13 protein-coding genes are annotated in these 22,986 nt (G+C 69.9%); 10 read left to right on the top strand and 3 right to left on the bottom strand.

What is annotated here, in order from left to right:
* Positions 1 to 1,227 (top strand): mandelate racemase/muconate lactonizing enzyme family protein, encoded by a 1,227-nt coding sequence (locus tag HHX41_RS38330; protein ID WP_182909862.1) that lies wholly within the window; start codon positions 1 to 3, stop codon positions 1,225 to 1,227.
* 123 nt (positions 1,228 to 1,350) lie between these two features.
* Entirely contained in the window at positions 1,351 to 4,230 is a 2,880-nt protein-coding gene (locus HHX41_RS38325; RefSeq protein ID WP_182909861.1) for an NEW3 domain-containing protein, read from the top strand.
* A gap of 146 nt (positions 4,231 to 4,376) precedes the next feature.
* Here HHX41_RS38325 and HHX41_RS38320 read toward each other — a convergent pair whose 3' ends face one another.
* Together HHX41_RS38320 and HHX41_RS38315 are read right to left on the bottom strand one after the other, a co-directional pair.
* On the bottom strand, positions 4,377 to 5,924 hold the full coding sequence (locus HHX41_RS38320; RefSeq protein WP_182909860.1) for an arabinofuranosidase catalytic domain-containing protein: 1,548 nt from the start codon (positions 5,922 to 5,924) through the stop codon (positions 4,377 to 4,379).
* A 397-nt stretch (positions 5,925 to 6,321) separates the two neighbouring features.
* Positions 6,322 to 7,062, bottom strand: coding sequence for a FadR/GntR family transcriptional regulator (locus tag HHX41_RS38315; protein WP_169985068.1), 741 nt, complete (start codon positions 7,060 to 7,062; stop codon positions 6,322 to 6,324).
* A 527-nt stretch (positions 7,063 to 7,589) separates the two neighbouring features.
* Between HHX41_RS38315 and HHX41_RS42135 the strand changes: the two genes are divergently transcribed.
* The 4 genes from HHX41_RS42135 (at position 7,590) to HHX41_RS38295 (ending at position 16,576) form a co-directional block, all read left to right on the top strand.
* Positions 7,590 to 10,022 carry an RICIN domain-containing protein gene (locus HHX41_RS42135; protein WP_182909859.1) on the top strand — a complete coding sequence of 811 codons (2,433 nt, stop codon included), beginning with the start codon at positions 7,590 to 7,592 and terminating at the stop codon, positions 10,020 to 10,022.
* A gap of 186 nt (positions 10,023 to 10,208) precedes the next feature.
* Positions 10,209 to 11,636 carry an RICIN domain-containing protein gene (locus HHX41_RS41510; protein ID WP_310742367.1) on the top strand — a complete coding sequence of 476 codons (1,428 nt, stop codon included), beginning with the start codon at positions 10,209 to 10,211 and terminating at the stop codon, positions 11,634 to 11,636.
* Between the two features lie 115 nt (positions 11,637 to 11,751).
* Positions 11,752 to 14,622: a lectin gene (locus HHX41_RS38300; protein ID WP_182909858.1), complete on the top strand. Its 2,871-nt coding sequence runs from the start codon at positions 11,752 to 11,754 to the stop codon at positions 14,620 to 14,622.
* A gap of 118 nt (positions 14,623 to 14,740) precedes the next feature.
* Entirely contained in the window at positions 14,741 to 16,576 is a 1,836-nt protein-coding gene (locus tag HHX41_RS38295; protein WP_182909857.1) for a ThuA domain-containing protein, read from the top strand.
* A gap of 178 nt (positions 16,577 to 16,754) precedes the next feature.
* On the opposite strand, the gene HHX41_RS38290 is transcribed toward HHX41_RS38295, so the two are convergent.
* Positions 16,755 to 17,768 (bottom strand): LacI family DNA-binding transcriptional regulator, encoded by a 1,014-nt coding sequence (locus HHX41_RS38290; protein ID WP_182909856.1) that lies wholly within the window; start codon positions 17,766 to 17,768, stop codon positions 16,755 to 16,757.
* A 171-nt stretch (positions 17,769 to 17,939) separates the two neighbouring features.
* On the opposite strand from HHX41_RS38290, the gene HHX41_RS38285 reads away from it, so the two are divergent.
* The 4 genes from HHX41_RS38285 to HHX41_RS38270 all read left to right on the top strand — a co-directional run bounded on the left by HHX41_RS38285 (position 17,940) and on the right by HHX41_RS38270 (position 22,941).
* The gene (locus HHX41_RS38285) at positions 17,940 to 19,235 is read left to right on the top strand and encodes an extracellular solute-binding protein (RefSeq protein WP_182909855.1); all 1,296 of its coding nucleotides are present in this window, start codon (positions 17,940 to 17,942) and stop codon (positions 19,233 to 19,235) included.
* Between the two features lie 91 nt (positions 19,236 to 19,326).
* A complete protein-coding gene (locus HHX41_RS38280; protein WP_182909854.1) occupies positions 19,327 to 20,313 on the top strand; it encodes a carbohydrate ABC transporter permease in 987 nt (328 codons plus the stop codon).
* A 61-nt stretch (positions 20,314 to 20,374) separates the two neighbouring features.
* Positions 20,375 to 21,193 (top strand): carbohydrate ABC transporter permease, encoded by an 819-nt coding sequence (locus tag HHX41_RS38275; protein ID WP_182909853.1) that lies wholly within the window; start codon positions 20,375 to 20,377, stop codon positions 21,191 to 21,193.
* 20 nt (positions 21,194 to 21,213) lie between these two features.
* A complete protein-coding gene (locus HHX41_RS38270) occupies positions 21,214 to 22,941 on the top strand; it encodes an amylo-alpha-1,6-glucosidase (RefSeq protein WP_182909852.1) in 1,728 nt (575 codons plus the stop codon).
* Positions 22,942 to 22,986 lie beyond the last annotated feature (45 nt).

Raw genomic sequence — 22,986 nt, 5'->3', positions numbered from 1 at the left:
ATGAGGATCACGGGGTATCGGACCACGACGACGGTCCAGGAATGGGGTCGTCCCGTCGGCGACGCCAACGGCGTCTTCGCCGACGGGGTCGTCTCGGTGCCGATCGTCATGGTGGACACCGACGAGGGGATCACCGGCGTCGGCCTCGGGCCGCACGTGAACATCGACGCCGTGTTCGCCGCGATCGAGGGCGAGGATCCGCGCGGCGTCACGGCGCTCTACGACCGCATGCTGCGGCAGACCTTCAAGGCGGGGCACGCGGGCGCCGTGTTCGGCACGATCGGCGCGCTCGACACCGCCCTGTGGGACATCAAGGCGCAGGCGGCCGGCGAACCGCTCTGGCGTCTGCTGGGCGGACTCGACAGGCGGGTTCCCGCCTACGCCTCCGGCCTGGACATCGGCCTGACCGATGACGAGCTCGTCTCGGCCTACCAGGTCTACGCCCAGCACGGCCTGCGCGCCGCCAAGATCAAGGGCGGCCTCGACATCGAACGCGACCGGCACCGCCTGACCCTGGTACGGGACGTCCTGACCGAGGCCGGGCACGGATCGCGGCCGGGCCTGATGCTCGACGTGAACGAGGCCTGGACGCGCAAGCAGGCGGTCCGGCACGTCTGTGAGCTCGAGCGCACGCTGGATCTCACCTGGATCGAAGAACCGGTCCGGCGGTGGGACGCCGAAGGGCTGTCCGTCGTCGGCCGTGGCGTCCGCGCCTCCGTCGCCACGGGGGAGAACCTCACCGGGCTCGAGCAGTTCCGTCCGCTGCTGGCCGCGGGGGCGGTCGACATCGTCCAGACGGCCGCCGTCTGGGGGGTGTCCCACTTCCTCCGGGTTGCCGCCCTGGCGCACGCCCACGACCTGCCGGTCAGCCCGATCGGCAACACGCCGGTCGGGCTGCTGCACGCCGCGACGTCGGTGCCCAACCACATGGCCAGCGAGTTGCAGGACCTGCACCCGCCGCTCGGCGTGTCGCTCGACCTGTACGTCGAGGACGGCGCCTTCGTCCTCGGAGACGCGCCGGGTCTCGGTATCACGATCGACGAGCGGGCGATCAGTGCGTTCACCCGCCGGCCGGACGCCAGGGCCGCCGACGGCCCCCACATCCGGCCGGAGCACGCCGGTCGGCGGCTGCTTTCCGTGGCCGACCACGGTCACCCCGCACAGCCACACCAGCTCACCCCTCGCACGCGGCCGGCCGACGATGTGTCTCACACCGTCCGGCGCTGACCGTCCCTGCGCACGCAGTGCCGGAAGAAAGGAAGAAACTTGCGTCCGTCACCTGTGCCGCGAAGACGACCACAAGGAAGAACAACGGCCGCGGCGTCCGCCGCCGTACTCATCACCGCCGGAATGTTCGCCGGGCCGGGCGCCGCCCGGGCGGAAGCGGCCGGGGCCGCCGACAGGATCGTGGTGGCGCCCGCCGGAGCCAAGAACGCCGACGACAACGGCCCGGGCAACAGGGGCCGGCCGCTGGCCACCCTCGGGGAGGCACAACGACGGGCCCGTGTCGCGGCGGCCGAGGGGAAGCGCGACGTCACGGTCGAACTCCTGGACGGGACCTACCGGCTGACCTCGCCGCTGCGTTTCGACGCCGCCGACTCCGGCCTGAACGGGCACACCGTCACCTGGACGGCCGCGCGCGGGGCCACGCCCGTGCTGAGCGGTGCCACGCCCGTCACCGGTTGGGAGGTCGACGACGCCGCCACCGGTGTCTACAAGGCCCACGTCGGCACCGGGTTCGACACCCGCCAGCTCTACGTGGACGGGAAACCCGCGCAGCGCGCACGGATCAGCGTGGCACGGTCCGACATCACCCTGACTCCCACCGGCTTCACCATCAGGAACCCGGATCTCGCCTATCTCGCCACGCTTCCCGACCAGAAGCGCATCGACTTCCAGGCGATGCTCTCGTTCACCAACCGGTTCGCGCCGGTGGAGAGCATCTCCGGTTCCACCGTCGTCATGCAGCAGCCGGCCTGGGACAACAACACCTACGGGTACGACGCCATCCAGGCTCCGTTCCGGACGCCGAAGTTCTTCCTGCTCAATTCCAGGAAATTCCTGGATGAGCCCGGCGAGTGGTATCTGGATACCACCGCTGGAACGCTGTACTACAAACCGCTCCCCGGGCAGGACATCTCGCAGGTGCGGGCCGAGCTGCCCCGGCTGGAGTCGCTGGTCCAGGTCGGCGGCACCTACGACGAACCGGCCCGCAACCTCCGGTTCGAGGGCCTGACCTTCACCGGCACCACCTGGCTGCACCCCGGCACCTCCGACGGCTACGCGAACCAGCAGACCGGCGCCTTCATAAGCGGCGTCCAGCCCCATCGGCCGCCGGACGCGTTCACCTCGTGCTCCTCCGGCTGCAAGGGATTCGAGGCGGCCCGTAACAACTGGGCGCAGGCGGCCGCGGCGGTGCAGGTGTCGGCCGCGGAGGACATCGCCTTCGTGGACAGCACCTTCGTGAACCTCGGTTCCGTCGGGCTCGGCATCGGCAACGACGCCAACGCCCACGCCACCGGCGTGGGACTCGGCGCGCACAAGGTGTCGGTCGTGGGGAGCACGTTCACCGCGAGCGCCGGAGGTGGCATCGTGGTCGGCGGCATACGCCCGGACGCGCACCACCCGTCCGATCCCCGCATGGTCAACAGCGACATCCTCCTGCGTGACAACCGCGTCTACGCGACCGCCCTCGAATACCTGGACCAGGACGGGATCTTCGCCAGCTACGTCACCCGGCTGGCCATCGAGCACAACTACGTCTCCGACATGCCGTACACCGGCATCGGCATCGGCTACGGCTGGGGTGCCAACGACCCGGGCGGCAGCCCGGAGTACATCAACCGCGGGCTGTACGACTTCCAGCCGCTCTACGACACGCCGACGACTCTTAGCGACGTCCGCGTGGTGGGCAACCACGTGCGCAAGGTCGTGCAGACCATGTTCGACGCCGGCTGCATCTACACGCTCTCGGCGATACCCCGCAGCACGATCGACGAGAACTACTGCGAGAGCAGCGGACAGCTCGGTCTGTACTTCGACGAGGGTTCCCGGTATCTGAGCGCGAGCCACAACGTGTTCGTCGGCACCGCCGCGCAGTGGGCGCACGCCAACAACCAGAACGGCAACCACACCGGTGACCTCACGCTGATCGGCAACTTCTCCACCAACCCCGCGATCACCGGCCTGGTGAACGGCCAGCGCGGGAACGTCGTCAGGGACAACGTGACCATCAGCGCCGGCAACATTCCCGCCGAGGCCGCCCGGATCGTCTACGAGGCTGGTCCCACCGGGAAGTACCGCGGCGAACCCGACCCGCAGCGCCCCCCGCTCGGCGTCTCTCTGACGGCCGACCCGGCCGGTGTGAGCGCCGGTGGTTCGGCCACCGTCACCGCCACGATCGCGAACGTGAGTGACGGCCGGGCCGCCGACCTGGCCGTCTCGATCACCGTTCCCGAGGGCTGGCAGGCCGAACGCATCGGCAAGCCGGTGAAGCGCGGGCTCGCCGCCGGCGCCTCGGCCACCGAGACGTGGAAGATCACCGCACCCGGCTCGTTCACGACACCGGTCAGCCGTGCGGCGGTCAAGGCGTCGGTGAGCTTCAGCGCCGGCAAGACCGGCTACACGGTGGACAGGTCGCTGACCCTGACCGCGATCAACCCGCTGACCTCCCTGAAGGCCCACGGCTCGGTGCCGAGCCGGTTCGCGGAGGCCGGATCCGAGTACGCCATCCTCACCGAGGGAACCGACATCTGGCAGGACGCCGCCGGGTCCTTCGACGAGTACGGCGTCGTCTACCGGGACGACGCGGCCGGGAGCACGTCGACCGTGACCGCGCGGGTCACCCAGATGGACAACACCAACGCCTGGGCCAAGGCGGGGGTCGTGCTCCGCAACGACGTCACCGGCACGGGCTCGTCGCCCGGGTACGCCGTCATGGTGGTCACGCCGGGCAACGGGGTCGCCTTCCAGTGGGACTCCGACGGCAACGGCTACCTCGACTCGTTCAGCGGGGTCTCGGGAATCAGGGCGCCCGCCTGGGTCCGCCTCGTCCGCTCCGGCGAGCAGGTGAGCGGCTACTACTCCACCAACGGCACCGCCTGGACCAAGGTCGGCCCGACCGCGACCCTGCCCGGCATCGCCGACAGGCAGGACGCGGGACTGATCGCCACGTCCCACGCCGCGGGCGTGACGGGTCAGTTCGGCTTCGCCGACTTCGGCGTGAGCTGATCCGGGCACATCCGAGCCCGGACCATGACCGGGGGCCGGCCGCGGTGGCGGCCGGCCCCTTGGTCATCGGCCGTGCTCCGGGACTGTCCTACTTCCACCGAGTGGCCGGCGTCCGGGTTCGGTGAGGCTCCTGTCCCGGGAGCGGGTCAGCGGTAGCCGGCGGCCACGATCTCGGCCTGGACGGCGTTCTCGGTGGCGTCGGAGGGATAGCCGGCGACCATGGCGCCTTCGTAGAAGGTGCCGGCGCTGAGGTTGGCGCCGCCGTCGGGCTTGCAGCAGTCGCCGCCGCTGCCGAGGATGATCGCGCCCTGCTTCTTCATCGGGCTGTAGCCGCCGGGCAGCGCGCCGTCGTAGAGGGTGTAGAGGGTGCCGGACTGGGCGTTGCTGCCCTTCATGGCGAAGCGGGAGGTGCCGTTGTTCTTCAGCGTGGCGGTGACGAACTTGCTGGTGAAGGCGCGCTGGTTGGGGTTCCAGGATTGGCTGCCGCCGGGATACAGGCCCCATTCGAGGTCGGCCTGGACCCAGGGGCCGCTTCCGGAGCAGCCGCCGAACCAGCACTGCTTGCTGAAGTTGATGGCGTCCATGGCTCCGGCGGCGTCGGCCTTGCGGGTGGTCTCGCTGTTGCCGTAGTCGAAGCAGCAGCCGCTGTTGACGTGGGTGCCGCTGGTGACCATATACATGCCCTCGGGCGCGCTGCCCGTGGGCACGCCGGTCAGGTGACCGTCCCTCCAGTAGCTGTTGCCGGGGTTGATGTAGAGGGAGTAGGCCTTGTTGCCGCCGACGGTGAGGGACTCGGTGGTCGCGACCGCGGGTTTGCTCTGGGGGGATCCGGGAACCACGCTGGAGCCCTGGTACCACAGGTCGTTGCCCCGCCCCGACTGGTCGTACACGACCGTGATGACACAGGTGGTGCCGGCACAGAACGAGTCCTGAGCAGCGGCGTCGGCGACACCGCCCGCGGTCAGGACGGCGATGTTGCGGGTCGTGTTGTCGGAGGAGCGCCTGACCTGGTACAGGTTGCCCGCGTAGGAGCCGTAGAGCGCCCGCGTCGTGCTGTGCGCGGCCACGCACGCTGTGCCGCCCGAGGCGTAGATGTCGCACGGGCGCGCGCCGGGCGGCGGCGGGGTCGGTGACGAGGTCGGCGACGTGGTCGGCGTCTGGCTGGGCTGGGCTCCGGTGGTCCACTGCTGGTTGGTGCCGCCGTGGCAGGTCCAGATGTGCACCTTGCTGCCGTTGGCCGTGCCGTAGTTCGACACGTCCAGGCACTTGTTCGCGCCGACGGCGGTGATGGTGCCGTCGGCGTTGAGGCGCCACTTCTGGTTGTTCTGGCCGTTGCAGTCCCAGATGATGACCGCGGTGCCGTCGGCCGTGCCGCCTCCGTAGACGTCCAGGCACTTGTTGCCGTAGACGCGCAGCTCACCGGCGCTGGTCGTGGTCCACTGCTGGTTGGCCTGCCCGTTGCAGTCCCAGATGTTCACCTGCGCGCCGTTGGCCTGGGACGCGCCGCTGACGTCCAGGCACCGCCCCGACCCCACGCCGACCAGCGGCGTGGTGGCCGCGGAGGCCGGCGCCGCCCATGTCAGGGCGGTGGCCACGAGGGTCGCCGGCACCGCGACGGCGGACACGACGACGGCCGCCCGGGAGCGCCGCCCACGCGTCGCGCGGCCCGGTGGGGGAACGGATGGAGGTCGCATTGTCGTACTCCTTGGGGTAGGGCGTCGCGGGGACAGGCTCGCTCGGGAAAGAGGCGCGCTGAGGAAGGCGCGCGCGGCCCGGCGGCTGTTCAGGACCGGCGTGAACGGCGGAAAAGCCGATCGAAGCCGGTCGCCGCTGGAGAGGCGAATCGATTCGATACCAAGCGAGCGAGCTGGAGACGGGGAAGACGGCGGTGCACCGTGTAGCACATACGACGGGCGGACTCCCTGTCAAGGCTCTGTGTCACCCGGCTGCCTGCCGAAAGCCCTCTCCGATCCGGATGCCCTGCGTTTACGGCCGCCGTGCTCGATGAAACTTTCATCCGCCCGACGCGCGGTTCACGTCCCGGCCGCGCCGCTGTCGTCGAACCGGTTCTGGTGCCTCGCGGCCCGGCCGTCACCGGTCGGAGGAGAAGAGGCGCTGCTGGATCTCCCTGCGATAGTCGTCGAGAGTGTTGTCGATGTGCGTGGCGGCGGCCTGGGCGGCCGCTTCCGGGTCGCCGGCGCGGATGGCCTGGGAGATGGCGTCGTGCTCCTCGACGGCCTTGGCGGCGTGCCCGCCCACCGAGCCCCGCAGCCCGATGAGGCTCGACTGGGCCTGCAGGCGCCGGGCCTCCCGCACCGCGATCTGAAGGAACATGTTGTGGGAGGCGGTGGCGATGGCGGTGTGGAAGGTGTCGTCGCCCTCGTTGAACAGGTCCTCGCGTCCGGTCTCGAAGCCGTGCCGGCACATGCCGGCCGCCTCCTCGATGGCCCGCAGCTCGGCAGGGGTGGCGCGCCGGGCGGCCAGCCGGCTGGTCTCCATCTCCTGCGTCCGGCGGAACTCGAACAGCATGTAGACGTGGTCCAGGTCGGTCGGGAGGAAGAAGGCCGCCCGGCGCCCGGTGCCGAGCATCCCCTCGTCGTCGGCCACGTAGAGGCCGCGCCCCTTCTGGGCGCGCACCCGTCCGAGCGCGGAGAGTATCTTCACCGCCTCGCGGACGACGGTGCGGCTGGTGCCCAGCTCCCGGGCCAGGTCGTTCTCGGTCGGCATGCGGTCCCCCGGACGCAGGCCCAGCCGGACGATCAACTCGAGCACCTGCTCCGCGGCCACCTCGTAGCCCGGCCGGTATCCGCTCTCACGGGGGGTGTCGGTCACCGTGCTCCCTCCTCGCCGTTCCCTGCAGAGTATGACTGATCGGAGTTGTCTTTCCGTGGGGCACGTACGTCCGATCAGTACGACACATCTGAACGATTCATTCGGGATGGTCGGCACCGGCGAATACGCCGGCGGACGTAACCACAGGTGAACGACGAGAAAAGGATAACTGTGGCCCGGGCGCCGATGTGCGCACGATGAAATAAGTGGGCTTAAGGTCTTGACGGGCATCAGCGCTCCGATCGTAATTGGTAGCGAGATCCCGGTGGGAGAGCTCGTTCCGGAATCTCCGCGGCTGGATCACATGGGCGGGGTGTGGAGGCGCTGCGCGGCCCTCCGCACCCCGGCCGGCCACGTCGACGTCCACAGCCCCGCTTCACCAGGCGTCCCCTCGTGGTGCCGCCGGTGAGGCAGCCGGCCGCCGTCGTACCCCTCACCGTTCGGCGACGGCCTCCACCTCGGGAGGGAGTGACCTGCCTGAGGAGGGCGTGACCTGACCACCCCCCTACCCCCCCAAAGGAACCACCGTGCAGTCACCTTCGCTCGTCACGGCGCCGAGACCGGTCCTGGCCGGCATCGTCGCCGCGGCGCTGGCCGTGGCGTCCGCCCTCGTCGCCTCGGCCACTCCGGCTCTCGCGGCCACCACGACCCTGTACGCGTCCCCCTCCGGAACCGGCACCGCCTGCACCTCCGCCCAGCCCTGCTCGCTGCCGGCGGCGCAGACGGCGGTGCGGTCGCAGAACAGCGCCATGTCCGGTGACATCGTCGTCGAGCTCGCCGACGGCGTGTACCGGCAGACCTCGCCGTTGAGATTCACCGCCGCGGACTCCGGCACCAACGGCTACAGCGTCAAGTGGCAGGCCGCGCAGGGCGCCCGCCCGGTGATCAGCGGAGCCCGGGCGGTCACCGGGTGGTCGCTGGCCGACTCCGGGAAGAACATCTGGCGCGCCGATGTCGGCACGGGGATCGACACCCGGCAGCTGTACGTCAACGGCGCCCTCGCCACGCGCGCCCGCACCCAGGTGAACCGGAACGACTTCACCGCGACCACCACCGGGATGAGGTTCAGCAGCAGCGCGCTGAGCTACCTGAACAATCTCGCCAACCAGAACCGGGTCGAGATGGAGAGCGTGGGCTCGTTCACCGACCGGTACGTGACGGTGCAGAGCATCAGCGGCAACTTCATCACGATGCAGCAGCCCGGCTGGAACAACAACACTTTCGGGTACGACACCTTCAGCCAGCCGCACCGGGCGGGCGCGCTGTACCTGGAGAACGCGTACGAGTTCCTGGACTCCCCGGGTGAGTGGTACATCAACCCCGGGACCGGCGTCCTGTACTACATCCCGGCGTCGGGGCAGAACATCAACAACGTCGCCGTCGAGCTGCCGGTGCTGCAGTCGCTGGTCGACGTCGGGGGCACCTACGACTCGCCCGCGCACCACATCACCTTCAGCGGCATCACGTTCACCGGCACGACGTGGCTCGGCCCCAGCAGCAACCAGGGCTTCGTGGACCAGCAGACCGGCGCCTACATCGCGGGCAACTACAACTGGCCCGGCGACCGGCTGACCTCCTGCCAGGAGGGCTGCCAGGCGTTCGAGTCCACGCGGCCGAACTGGTACCAGATGCCCGCCGCGGTCCAGGTCTCCGCCGCGAACAACATCACCTTCACCGACTCGCAGTTCGTCAACCTGGGCCAGACGGCCATCGGCATCGGCAACGACGCGAACGCGCACGCCAGCGGTGTGGGCCTGGGCGCGAGCGACATCACGGTCACCCGGTCCGAGATCGCCCGCAACTCGGCCGGCGGGGTCGTGGCCGGCGGGGTGCGCGCCGACGCGCACCACCCGAGCGACCAGCGGATGGTCAACCGGAACATCACGGTCAGCAACAACCGGATCCACGACCTCGGCCTGGACTACCGGGGCATCGTCTCGGTCCTGACCACCTACGTCACCACCTCGAACGTCTCGCACAACGAGGTCTACAACCTGCCGTACACCGGCATGTCGATCGGCTACGGGTGGGGCGCCAACGAGCCCGGCGGCAGCACCAACTACGCCAACCGCGGGCTGTACAACTACCAGCCGCGGTACACCACCGCCACCACCGCGTCCGGCAACAAGCTCGTCGGCAACTACGTGCACGACGTCATGCAGCAGATGACGGACGGCGGGTGCATCTACACGCTGTCCTGGAACCCCGGCGCCGTGATCAGCGACAACTACTGCCTGCGGACCAACGGCTGGTTCGGCGTCTACTTCGACGAGGGCTCGAAGTACTACACCGTCAGGAACAACGTCCTGTCGAACACCGGCACCTGGGCCACGGCCAACTACTGGGGCGGTGAGAACATGGGCAACTTCACCGTCACCGGCAACTGGTCGACCAACAGCAGCACCAACATCACGAACGGCGACCGCGGCAACGTCGTCAACAACAACGTCGTCGTCTCCAACAACAACTGGCCGTCCGGCGCGCAGGCCGTGATGGCGGCCGCCGGGCCCCAGAGCGGCGGCACGTCGTCGCCCTCGGCCTCGCCGTCCGCGTCGCCCACTCCGCCCGCCGGGAGCACAAGCGCGCTCCGGGGTGTGGCGTCGGGCCGGTGCCTGGACGTGAACGGCGCGTCGCAGAGCAACGGCGCGACGGTGCTGATCTGGGACTGCAACGGCCAGAACAACCAGAAGTGGACCTCCACCAGCGCGGGCGAGTTGCGGGTGTACGGCAACAAGTGCCTGGACGTGAACGGCGGCGGCACCGCCGACGGCAGCGCGGTGATCATCTGGGACTGCAACGGCCAGAACAACCAGAAGTGGCGCCTGAACTCCGACGGCACGATCACCGCGGTCGGGGCGAACAAGTGCCTGGACGTGTCCGGGAACGGCACCGCCAACGGCACCAAGGTGCAGATCTGGTCGTGCACCGGCCAGAACAACCAGAAGTGGACCCGCATCTGACACAAGGCTCCGCCGGGGCGACCCCTCGCCCCGGCGGAGCACGGTGCGGCGGCCGCCGCCGGATCGGCGGATCCGGCGGCACGCCGCGCCCTTCCGGTTCCGGACACCTGTAGAGCCGCTCTCGTCCGCGCCGGCCGCCTCGGCCGCACCCCTCGAACGCGAGTCCCCCATCCCGCAGGAGCAGTAGTGTCCTCACCGCAAGTCCCGGAGCCGGCCTCCCGCAGGGCGCTCCCCGAGTACGACATCGGACCGCGGCGCTTCGGAGCCGCCGTCCTCGCCGGGATCGTGGCCGTTCTCCTGGCGATGGCCGGCGCGGCGGGATGGCCGTCCGCCGCGTCAGCCGCCGACAACCCCTACCAGCGCGGGCCCGCGCCCACCGCGGCGAGCATCGCCGCGGACCGCGGTCCCTTCGCCACCGCCCAGGTGACCGTTCCCAGGGGCAACGGATTCGGCGGCGGGGTCATCTACTACCCGACCGACACCAGCCAGGGCACCTTCGGCGCGATCGCGATCGCCCCCGGCTTCGGCACCGCCTGGAGCTACTACGCCTGGCAGGGCCCGAGGCTCGCCTCGTTCGGGTTCGTCGTGATCGGGATCGAGACCAACACCCTCAACGACTACGCCGACGCCCGGGCCGCGCAGTTGCTCGCCGCGCTGGACTACCTGGTCAACAGCAGTTCCGTACGGGACCGGGTCGACCGCAACCGGCTGGCGGTGGGCGGCCACTCGATGGGCGGCGGCGGGGCCATCCTCGCGGCCGACCAGCGGCCCTCGCTGCTGACCGCGGTCGGGCAGGCGCCGTACGTGCCCGACGGCAGCCTCTCGGGCATCAAGAGCCCAACGATCATCTTCGCCGGCCAGACCGACGGAACGGTGACCCCGCAGTACGCCCAGAACGCGTACAACACGATTCCCGGCAGCGTCGAGCGCGCGTTCGTCGAGATCGCGAACGAGGGCCACGGCTTCCCCGCCGGTGGCGGCGGCGGCAACTCGGGCGCCTTCGCTCGCACCATGATGGTCTGGCTGAAGCTGTTCGTCGACAGGGACACCCGCTACGCGCCGTTCCTGTGCCCGTCGCTGACCAACGCGAACGGCATCTCCAAGTACATGGCCAGCTGCCCGCTCGACCCGCCTGGCGGCGGTCCGACGGCCAGCCCGACCTCGACCCCGACCTCGACACCCACCTCCACGCCGACCTCCACTCCGACGGGCACTCCGCCCGCCGGGAGCACGAGCGCGCTCCGGGGTGTGGCGTCGGGCCAGTGCCTGGACGTCAACGGCGCTTCCCAGGCCAACGGCGCGACGGTGCTGATCTGGGACTGCAACGGCCAGAACAACCAGAAGTGGACCTCCACCAGCGCGGGCGAGTTGCGGGTGTACGGCAACAAGTGCCTGGACGTCAACGGCGGCGGCACCGCCGACGGCAGCGCGGTGATCATCTGGGACTGCAACGGCCAGAACAACCAGAAGTGGCGCTTCAACTCCGACGGCAGCATCACCGCGGTCGGGGCGAACAAGTGCCTGGACGTGTCCGGCAGCGGCACGGCCAACGGCAGCAAGGTGCAGATCTGGTCCTGCCACGGCGGCACGAACCAGCGCTGGACCCGCGTCTGACAACGAACCGAACCGGGAGGCGGCACCCCTCCCGGAAACCTCGTCCACCGGCAACAGCGCGGCGGCGCGCGCCATTGCCCTGACTAATTGCTCATGTCAGGAAGGAATCTCTCTTATGTCCCGACGTCCGTGGCCGGTGATGCTGGCCACGCTGGCGCTGCTGGCTCCTGTGCCGATGGCGCTGAATGTTCCGGCGGCGAACGCGTTGACGATCCCGGCGTCCGATTACCAGCAGGTCGCGATGGCGACCGGTGGGGGGAATCTGGGGGAGGCGATGTCGCTTGCGGTGTTGCCGAACCGGTCGGTGCTGCACACCGCGCGGGATGGCACGCTGCGGATCACCTCCCCTACAGGGGGGACGAAGGTGGCGGCGAAGCTGAACGTCTACACCCATGACGAGGAGGGGTTGCAGGGGGTCGCGGTCGACCCGAACTTCGCGACCAACCGGTATGTGTGGCTGTACTACTCGCCGCGGTTGAGCACCCCGAACGGGGACGCCCCGTCGAGTGGGTCGCAGTCGCAGTTCGACCAGTGGAAGGGGCATTTGAACCTGTCCCGGTTCACGCTCAAGTCCGACGACACGCTGGATTTGAACAGTGAGAAGGTCGTGCTGGAGGTGGCCAACGACCGGGGCATGTGCTGCCACGTGGGGGGTGACATCGACTTCGACGCGGCGGGGAACCTGTATCTGACCACGGGTGATGACAGCAACCCGTTCGAGTCGGCCGGATACTCGCCGGTGGACGAGCGGACCGACCGCAACCCGCAGTACGACGCGCAGCGCACCGCGGCCAACACCAACGACCTGCGGGGCAAGCTGCTGCGGATCACGCCGCAGCCGGACGGGTCGTACACGATCCCGAGCGGGAACCTGTTCCCGCCGGGGACGGCCAAGACCCGGCCGGAGATCTACGCGATGGGGTTGCGTAACCCGTTCCGGATGAGCGTGGACAAGGCCACCGGGGTCGTCTACCTGGGCGACTACGGGCCGGACGCGGGGTCGACCAACTCCAGCCGGGGGCCGAACGGGCAGGTGGAGTTCAACCGGATCACCAGCGCGGGGTTCTACGGGTGGCCGTACTGCACCGGGTCCAACAGCAGCAACGAGACCTACAACCGGTGGAACTTCGCGACCAACAGCACCGGGCCAAAGTTCAACTGCTCGGGCGGGGCGACCAACGCCTCCTTCCGCAACACCGGGCTGTCCACGCTCCCGGCGGCCAAGCCGGCCTGGATCCGCTACGGCGGGGACGCCGGGTCGCCGCCGGAGTTCGGCGGCGGGTCCGAATCGCCGATGGGCGGGCCGGTCTACCGGTACGACCCGAACCTGAACTCCTCAGTGAAGTTCCCCCAGGCGCTGGACGGGCGGTTCTTCGCCGGGGAGTACGGCCGCAAGTGGATCAAGGCGATCGAGGTCCGCTCGGACGGCGGGTACGGCGAGATCAGCGCGTTCCCCTGGTCGGGGACGCAGGTGATGGACATGGCCTTCGGCCCCGACGGCGCGCTGTACGTCCTGGACTACGGCACTGGCAGCAACAACCAGGCGCTGTACCGGATCGAGTACGTCGGCAAGGCCAACCGCAACCCGATCGCCAAAGCCAGCGCGGACAAGACCTCCGGGGCGGCGCCGCTGACGGTGAACTTCTCCTCCGCGGGCAGCTCCGACCCCGAGGGCGGCACACTGTCGTACTCGTGGAACTTCGGCGACGGGACCACCTCCACGTCGGCCAACCCGGCCAAGACCTACACCACCAACGGCACCTACACCGCGACGCTCACCGTCCGTGACCCGCAGGGGCTGACCGGGACGGCGAGTGTGACGGTGAACGTGGGCAACACCGCGCCGTCGGTGGCGTTCGTCTCGCCGGTGGAGGGGCAGTTGTTCTCCTTCGGCGACACGGTGCCCTTCCAGGTGAATGTGTCCGATCCGGAGGACGGGACGATCGACTGCTCGGCGGTGTCGGTCACCTACCTGCTGGGGCATGACAGCCACGCCCACCAGATCACCTCCAAGAGTGGGTGTTCGGGGTCGATCGCGGTGCCGGTGGATGGTGAGCACGACTCGGCGGCCAACATCTACGGGGTGCTGCAGGCGTCCTACACCGACAAGGGCGGCCTGACCACCACCGTCGTCCGGACGCTGCAGCCGCGGCACCGCCAGGCCGAGCACTTCGGCGCGCAGCAGGGCCTGCAGACGGCCGACCACACCACCGCCGAGGGCGGCAAGACCGTCGGCTACACCGACGACGGCGACTGGATCTCCTTCACCCCCTACAACCTCGCCAACGCCACGCGCATCACCGCGCGGGTGTCGTCCGGCGGCGTGGGCGGCCGGCTGGAGGTGCGGGCGGGCTCGGCGACCGGCACGCTGCTGGGCACGGTGACCGTTGCGGCCACCGGCGGCTGGGAGACCTTCGCCGACGTCTCGGCGAACCTCAGCGGAGCGCCGGCGGGGACGACCACGCTGTATCTGGTGTTCCGCGGGGCGACCGGGCAGGGATACCTGTTCGATCTGGACGCCTTCACCCTCGACACCGGCACCTCCAGCTCTCCGTCTCCGTCTCCGTCGCCGTCGGCCTCGCCCACTCCTCCCGCGGGGAGCACGACCTCGATCAAGGGCGTGCCGTCGGGCCGGTGCCTGGACGTCAACGGCGCCTCCCAGACCAACGGCGCGACGGTGCTGATCTGGGACTGCAACGGCCAGAACAACCAGAAGTGGACCTCCACCAGCGCCAGTGAGCTGCGGGTCTACGGCAGCAAGTGCCTCGACGTGAACGGCGGAGGCACGGCGGACGGCACCGCGGTGATCATCTGGGACTGCAACGGCCAGAGCAACCAGAAGTGGCGCTTCAACTCCGACGGCACGATCACCGCGGTCGGGGCCAACAAGTGCCTGGACGTGGCGAGCAGCGGCACGGCCAACGGCACCAAGGTGCAGATCTGGTCGTGCACCGGCGGCAACAACCAGAAGTGGACACGCGTCTGACGCCGTCCCGCAGACCACTCCCCACCATCCGACCGACCACCTGATGCGGCGCCCGGCACGGCCCCGCCCTCGACGACGAGACGGGGACCGCGCCGGGCGCCGCGACGAAAGGAAATCCATGCTGCGACATCTGACCCCCGCAGCCTCCGGGCGCGGCGCGGGGAGCGACCGGAAGACATCGGTGCTGCGACGCCTGTCGGCGACCGCGGTGGCGTTCACCACCGCCGCCGCCGCGATGGTGGTCCCCGCCACGCACGCCCAGGCCGCCGCCTTCAAGGTGCTGGTGTTCTCCAAGACGGCCGCGTTCCGGCACGACTCCATCCCCGCCGGAATCCAGGCCATTCGCTCGCTCGGCTCCGCCAACGACTTCACCGTGGACGCCACGGAGGACGCGAACGCGTTCACCACGGGCAACCTCGCGCAGTACAAGGCCGTGATCTTCCTCAGCACCACCGGTGACGTGCTGAACGCCTCCCAGCAGACCGCCTTCCAGTCGTACGTGGACGGCGGCGGCGGTTACGTGGGCGTGCACTCGGCGTCCGACACCGAGTACGACTGGCCCTACTACGGGCAGCTGATGGGCGCCTGGTTCAAAGACCACCCGGCGATCCAGCAGGCCACCCTCAAGGAGGAGGACCGCGCGCACGCGGCCACCGCCCATCTCGGCCAGACCTGGACGCGCACCGACGAGTGGTACAACTACCGCACCAACCCGCGAGCCAACGTGCACGTGCTGCAGAGCCTGAACGAGAGCAGCTACAGCGGCGGGAACATGGGCGACCACCCGATCACCTGGTGCCACCCGCAGGCGGCGGGCCGGTCGTTCTACACAGGGCTCGGGCACACCCAGGAGTCGTACTCCGATTCCAACTTCCGCACCCTGCTTCTCGGCGGCATCCGCTACGCGGCTAAGGCCACGAACGCCGACTGCCGTCCCGAGAACGGCTACACGACCCTGTACAACGGGTCGACCACCGGCTGGACGCAGGCCGGGCCCGGCTCGTTCGCCAACAGCGACGCCACGCTGACCTCCCAGGGCGGCATGGGCATGCTGTGGTACAACGCCAAGGAGCTCGGCTCCTACTCCCTCAAGCTCGACTGGAGGATGACCGGCGACTCCAACTCCGGCGTGGTCGTCGGCTTCCCGGCCACCAGCGACCCCCAGACGGCCCTCGACACCGGGTACGAGGTCCAGATCGACGCCACCGACACCGCGGACAAGACGACCGGGGCGATCTACGGCTTCAAGTCGGCCGACCTCACCGCACGTGACGCGGCGCTGAACCCGCCGGGTCAGTGGAACACCTACGAACTGCTCGTCGAGGGCGAGCGGCTGCAGGTGTTCCTCAACGGCACCAAGATCAACGACTTCACCAACTCGGACCCGGTGCGGTCCCTGCAGCAGGGCTACATCGGCATCCAGAACCACGGGTCCGGCGACGTGGTGTCCTTCCGGAACATCCGCATCAAGGAACTGAGCGGCCCGTCGTCCTCGCCCTCTCCGTCCCCGTCGCCTTCTCCGCCGGCGTCGCCGTCCGCTTCTCCGTCCGCGTCGCCGACCCCGCCCGCCGGCGGGACGAGCGCGCTGCGGGGTGTGGCGTCGAACCGCTGCCTGGACGTCAACGGCGCTTCGCAGTCGAACGGCGCGCAGGTGCTGATCTGGGACTGCAACGGCGGGAACAACCAGAAGTGGACCTCCACCAGCGCCAGTGAGCTGCGCGTCTACGGCAACAAGTGCCTGGACGTCAATGGTGGCGGCACCGCCAACGGCACCGCGGTCATCATCTGGGACTGCAACGGCCAGAACAACCAGAAGTGGCGCTTCAACTCCGACGGCAGCATCACCGCCGTCGGGGCGAACAAGTGCCTGGATGTCAGCGGCACCGCCAACGGCACAAAGGCGCAGATCTATACATGTAACGGCCAGAACAACCAGAAGTGGACCCGGGTATGAGATCACCCGCTCATCCCGAGAGGTCATGAGGCTCCGTCAGGCACCTATGTGGCATGACAGGTGTGACATGACGGTGTGACAGCACCGTGGGACGTGTCCGTGTGACAACACGGTGCGACATGACGCCCGGCGCCGCCCCGATCGGCGCGGCGCCGGGCGTCACCTCGTCGATCCCCGGTCAGCGCGGGCGTGCGGGCCCGGTCGTCCCGCGCAGGGAGATGGGCGGGGCGACGAGGGCCCCGCGATGAGGCGTGGCGGGGTCGGAGATCTGCCGGATGAGCAGGTCGACGGCCTGGGCGCCGAGTTCGTCGGCGGGCACGTCGGCGGCGGTGAGCGGCGGATGCAGGTTCTCGGCCCAGTGCCGGCCCGCGACGCCGGCGATGGAGAAGTCGCGCGGCACGGTCAGGCCCGCACGCTCGATCGCGCGGTACATGCCGGGCATGGCGGTCTCGTTGATGGTCGCGATGGCCGTGAGATCGGGGTGTTCGGCGAGAAGCCGCCCCACGCAGGACACGCCGGCGCGGGCGTCGTCGGCGCAGCACGTCTGCACGCCCTCCAGGCCGCGTTCCGCCACGGCCTGGCTGAAACCGGCCTGGGCCCGATGGGCCGGGCCGTATCCGGCGGCCATCAGCTCGGTGGAGCGGTTGACCAGGGCGATGCGACGATGGCCCAGGTCGGCCAGATGGTGCACACATTGGGAGATCAGCGTCTCGTAGTCGATGTCCACCCAGGACATCTCGTCGGGACGGCTGGTGCGGCCGATGCCGACGAACGGCAGGCCGGTCTGCCGCAGGCGGCTGACCCGGTCGTCCTCCATCCGGATCTCCATGAGGATCACGCCGTCGACGCGTCTGCCGCCGACCACCCGCTCGAATGAGCGATCGTGCTCGCCCCCCGAGGGCGACAGCAGGACGTCGAGGTCGGCGCGCGCGGCGGCGTCCACGACGCTGGCGACGAAGCCGAGCTGCATCTCGGTGAGGCGCTGGCTGGCCGGGGGGATGACCAGGCCGATCGTGCGGGTCCTGCCCTCCTTGAGCGCCCTCGCGGTGGCGTTGGGACGGTAGCCCAGCTCGTCGATGACCGCCTGGATGCGCCGCCGGGTGGTCTCCGACACCGGGCGCTTGCCGCTCAGAGCGTAGGAGACGGTGCTGCGCGACACGCCCGATCGCCTGGCGATCTCCCCGATGTTCATCCCGCTCCTCAACCGCTCGTCCCCGGCCCCACCATCGTAGGTCGAATCGATAGAGCCGACGAATCCGGCTGTATCCGCAGGACCCCATTGACGTACGCGATGAGCGGGCCTATCTTCATGCGAACCGATTCGATAGTACTACCAGCCGCGGAACGCAGCGGAGGTCAGATCATGGGATCAGCGGCAACGGGCCGGCGGGCGGCCGGTCTGGGTCTGGTGGCGCTGGCGGCCGCGGGCGGTCTCGTCGCGTGCTCCTCGTCGTCCGGCGGGTCGTCCGGCGGATCGTCCGGCGGTGAGGCCACGACGGGGGCGGGCCGGGCGGCCGGCGGCGGGACCTACACGATCTGGGACCCGTACCCGCAGCACGACAAGGGCTCCGAGTGGGTGAAACTGCTGGAGACGTGCGGCGCCCAGGCGGGGGTCGCGGTCGAGCGCACCGCCTACGACACCACCGACCTGACGAACAAGACGCTGCTGGCCGCGCAGCAGGGCAACGCGCCGGACGTGCTCGTCGTCGACAACCCGGTGGTCTCCACGCTGGCCGAGGCGGGGGTGCTGACGACGACGGAGGAGAACAGGCTCGACACCTCGGCCGTCGCGCCGAACCTGCTCGCGGCGGGGCAGATCGGCGGCAAGTCGTACGGCGTGCCGATCGGGGCCAACACGCTGGCCCTCTACTACAACGAGGACGTGCTCAAGAAGGCCGGGGTGGACATCGCCTCGGTGCGGGACTGGGCCTCGCTCACCGCCGCGCTGGAGAAGGTCAAGGCGGCCGGCAAGAAGGGCATCACGTTCTCGGCGATCGGCACCGAGGAGGGCAGCTTCCAGTTCCTGCCCTGGTTCTGGGGGTCGGGCGCGCGGCTCACCACGCTCGACTCGCCCGAGGGCGTCTCGGCGGTCGCCTTGTGGACCGACTGGCTGAAGAAGGGGTACGCCCCCAACTCGGTCATCAACAACACGCAGACCACAAGCTGGCAGGAGTTCGCCTCCGGCGACTTCGCCTTCGCGGAGAACGGGACCTGGCAGCTGGCCGCCGCCGAGAAGGCCGGCTTCGCCTACGGCATCATCCCGATCCCCGCCAAGGACGGCGGGACGGCTCCCGCGCCGACCGGCGGCGAGTTCGTCGGCATCCCCGTGCAGCAGGACACCGGGCGCTACGCCACCTCGCGGAAGCTGGTGACCTGCCTGACCGGCACGGACAACTCCCTGACCACGACCACCGCCCTGTCGTACGTCGCGCCGACGGAGCAGGTGCAGGCCAAGCAGGTGGCCGAGAACCCCGACCTGGCGGTCTGGGTGGAGGCGGTCAAGGCCGCCAAGGGCCGCACCAGCGACGATCTCGGCACCAAGTATCCGAAGATCTCCGAGCCGATGTGGGGCGCGGTGCAGGCGGCGCTGAGCGGGTCGAAGAGCCCGCAGCAGGCGATGGGCGACGCGCAGGCCGCGGCCGCGAGCGCCACACAGTAGCAGCGGCGCGTGCGGCGGGGGAGGGGTCCGGGGGCGACGTCGCGCCGGATGCCGGATCCGGCGCCGGACGTCCGCCGGACGAGGGGACAGCATGGACCACGCGACACACGCATCGGTCGCGCCGCCGCCGGCAGAGGGGCGGAGACCGGCTCCGGCCCGGCCGCGCCCCGGCGGCCGGCGGGCGTCGCTCCGCCGTACCGCGGCCGGTCAGTGGGCGGCCTGGGCCTTCCTGGCCCCCGTCGTCGTCTACTTGCTGGTGTTCTACGCCTATCCGCTGTACCGCAACGTCGAGCTGAGCCTGCGCGACTACACCGTGCGCTCGTTCGTCCGAGGCGACGCGCCCTTCACCGGAGTGGCCAACTACGCCAAGGTCCTCGGCGACCCGACGTTCGGTCCCGCGCTGTGGCACACGGTGGTGTTCACGCTGGCGTCCCTGGTCCTCCAGTTCACCATCGGGCTCGCGCTGGCCGTGTTCTTCGTCAAGAACTTCCCGCTGTCGGCCACGTTGCGGGCCCTGTTCCTGGTGCCGTGGCTGCTACCGCTGATCGTGTCGTCCTCGACGTGGTCGTGGATGCTCGACAGTGAGTCCGGCGTCGTCAACGCGGCGCTCGCCGTCTTCGGTGTCGAGCCCGTCCACTGGCTGACCTCGCCGGACTGGTCGCTGTGGTCGGTGATCATCGCCAACGTCTGGATCGGCATCCCCTTCAACCTGGTCGTTCTCTACTCGGGCCTCCAGGCGATCGATCCCGCCGTCTACGAGGCGGCCGAACTGGACGGCGCGACCGGCTGGCGGCGGTTCCGGTACGTGACCTTCCCGCTGCTGCGGCCGGTCTCGGCGATCACGCTGCTGCTCGGGCTGGTCTACACGCTGAAGGTGTTCGACATCATCTGGATCATGACCAGGGGCGGGCCGAGCGAGTCCTCCACCACGTTCGCCACCTGGTCATACCGGCTGGGGTTCGGCAACCTGCTGCCGGAGTTCGGCCGCGGGGCGGCGGTCGGCAACCTGCTGATCGTGGCGGCCCTGGTCTTCGGGCTGATCTACATCCGCGTACAGCGACGGCAGGCCCTCGCGTGAACGGGCGGACGGGCAGGCACGGCGCGCGCCCCGCACACGAGCGGCCGGGCGGGAGGGCGTCATGAGGGCCACGCGCAGCCGGTGGAGGACCGCGGCCGGGCTGGTGCTGACCGGCGTGATGCTCTTCCCGGTCTACTGGATGGTCAACGTGTCCTTCACCCGCGAACAGGACATGCGCAGGAGCCCGCCCTCCCTGCTCCCCCTGGACGGCACGCTGGACGGCTACCGGTCGGTGCTCGACCAGCAGCTGCCCTACCTGGGGGTCAGCGTGATCGTGGGGCTGGGCACGGTCGCCCTCACCCTGCTGGTCGCGACGCCGGCCGGCTACGCGCTGGGGAAGCTGCACCCGAGAGGCGGCGGGCTGCTGAGCTTCCTGCTGCTGATCGCCCAGATGATCCCGGGGATCATCATGGCGATGGGGTTCTACGCCGTCTTCCTCAACGTGGGCGTGCTCAACACGATCCCCGGGCTGATCGTGGCGGACTCGACACTGGCGGTGCCGTTCGCGGTGCTGATCCTCACGGCGTTCATGTCGGGCATCCCCGAGGAGTTGCTGCAGGCGGCCCGGGTGGACGGCGCGGGCGTGCTGCGGACCTTCTGGTCGGTGGTCCTGCCGGTCAGCCGCAACTCGGTCATCACGGTGTCGCTGTTCGCGTTCCTGTGGGCGTGGTCGGACTTCGTCTTCGCCTCCACCCTCGACCAGGGCGGCGCCCACCAGCCGATCACGCTCGGCATCTACCACTACATCGGCAACAACAACCAGCAGTGGAACGCCATCATGGCCACCGCCGTGATCGCCTCCATCCCCGCCGCCGTGCTGCTCGTCATCGCCCAGCGTTACGTCGCCGCGGGCGTCACCTCGGGCGCGGTTAAGCACTAGCCAGAAGGGACCCTTCTTTCATGACCGTCGCCGCAGGCCCGGTTTTCTCCCCCCGGGAGATCCCGTTCAGCTTCCGCGGATCGTGGTTCGGCTTCTCCCCGGTGATCGCGGAGAACACCTACGCCCCGGACGTCCATCTGGTGTCGCACCAGACCGGCATGCATCCGATCCTGCGGTTGATCCCCACCGCCGCCGGAGCCCGCGCCGAGACGATCCTGTCCGCGACCCCGCACGAGCTCACCTGGACCTGCGACGACCGGCGCATCGACCTCGCCTACGAGACCCCCGACACCGTACGGATGCGGGGTGAGGGCCTGGGGCTGCGGCTGGTGGCGGCCGATTCGGTCCTGACACCGTTCAGCGGCCCGTACTTCTACGCCGATCCCGGCGACGGCTCGTGGGTCTTCACCGTGTACCAGACCGGCCGCCGTTACCGCGTCACCCTTCTCGCCGGGCATGCCGAGTCCTGGGGCGAGCAGGCGCTCGGCGCCGCCGTACGCGGCATCGCACTCCCCGGCGACGAGCCGTGGGAGATCGCCGTCGAAGAGTACGAGACCGCCCGGGCCCCCTACCGGAGCGAGAGCGGCTTCGAGCAGGTGCTCACGGCCGCGCGGGCCGGCTTCGAGTCGTTCCGGGACGCGGTGACGCCCTGGCGCAGCGACCGGACGCCCGGCGCGGAGCTGGCCGCCTACGTCCTGTGGTCGGCCACGGTCCGTCCGGCCGGGTTCGTCGCCCGCCCCGCGGTGCTGATGTCCAAGCACTGGATGGACAAGGTCTGGAGCTGGGACCACTGCTTCAACGCCATCGCCCTCGCCGATGGGCTGCCGGAGCTCGCCCGGGACCAGTTCCGGCTGGTGTTCGACCACCAGGACGCCGCCGGCGCGCTGCCCGACTCGGTCACGCACTCGGAGGTCCTGTACAACTTCGTCAAGCCGCCCATCCACGGCTGGGCCCTGGCGCGGCTGCGCCCGCTGCAGGACGGCGAGGCCGCCGAGGTGTACCGGCTGCTGGAGCGGTGGACCTCCTTCTGGCTGACCCGGCGGCGCGTTCCCGGTCACGAGTTCGCCCACTACCAGCACGGCAACGACAGCGGCTGGGACAACGCCACCACCTTCGACCCGGAGCGCGTCGTCGAGACCGCGGACCTGGCGGCCTTCCTCGTGCTGCAGATGCGGGAGCTCGCCCGCCTGGCCGCCGAGCTCGGACTCATGGACGCGGCCGCCGCCTGGAGCCGCGAAGCCGGTCGCATGCGCGAGGCGCTGCTGGCCGAGCTGTGGGACGGCGACCGGTTCGTGGCGCGCAGCGCCCACAGCGGGCGCACGTGGTCCAGTTCGAGCCTGCTCGACCTGATGCCGATCGTCTTGGGGGAGGAGCTGCCAGAGCCCGTCCGGGCGTCGCTGGCGGCCCGCATCGAGACCCACCTGACCGAGTTCGGGCTGGCCACCGAGCTGCCCGGCTCACCCGACTACCGGGATGACGGCTACTGGCGCGGCCCGATCTGGGCGCCCTCAACGGTCCTCATCGAGGACGGTCTGCGCCGCGCCGGCTACCCGGACCTGGCCGACGAGATCAGCGCTCGCTTCCGTGCCCTGTGCGAGAAGTCCGGGTTCGCGGAGAACTTCGACGCCCGCAGCGGTGCGGGCCTGCGCGACCGCGCCTACACCTGGACCGCCAGCGCCTACCTCATCCTCGCCGCCGCCCACGAACACCGGCTCACGCTCGCCGGTCCGCGGGGACTGATGGCGTGACGGAGGGCTGGGCGCTGACACGCGGGAGGTGACCGGCTGTCGAGG

Source organism: Microbispora sp. H13382 (assembly GCF_014161445.1).
Taxonomy (GTDB): Bacteria; Actinomycetota; Actinomycetes; order Streptosporangiales; family Streptosporangiaceae; genus Microbispora.
Note: the sequence above shows the minus strand (reverse complement) of the source record. Positions and strands in the feature narration are given on the sequence as shown.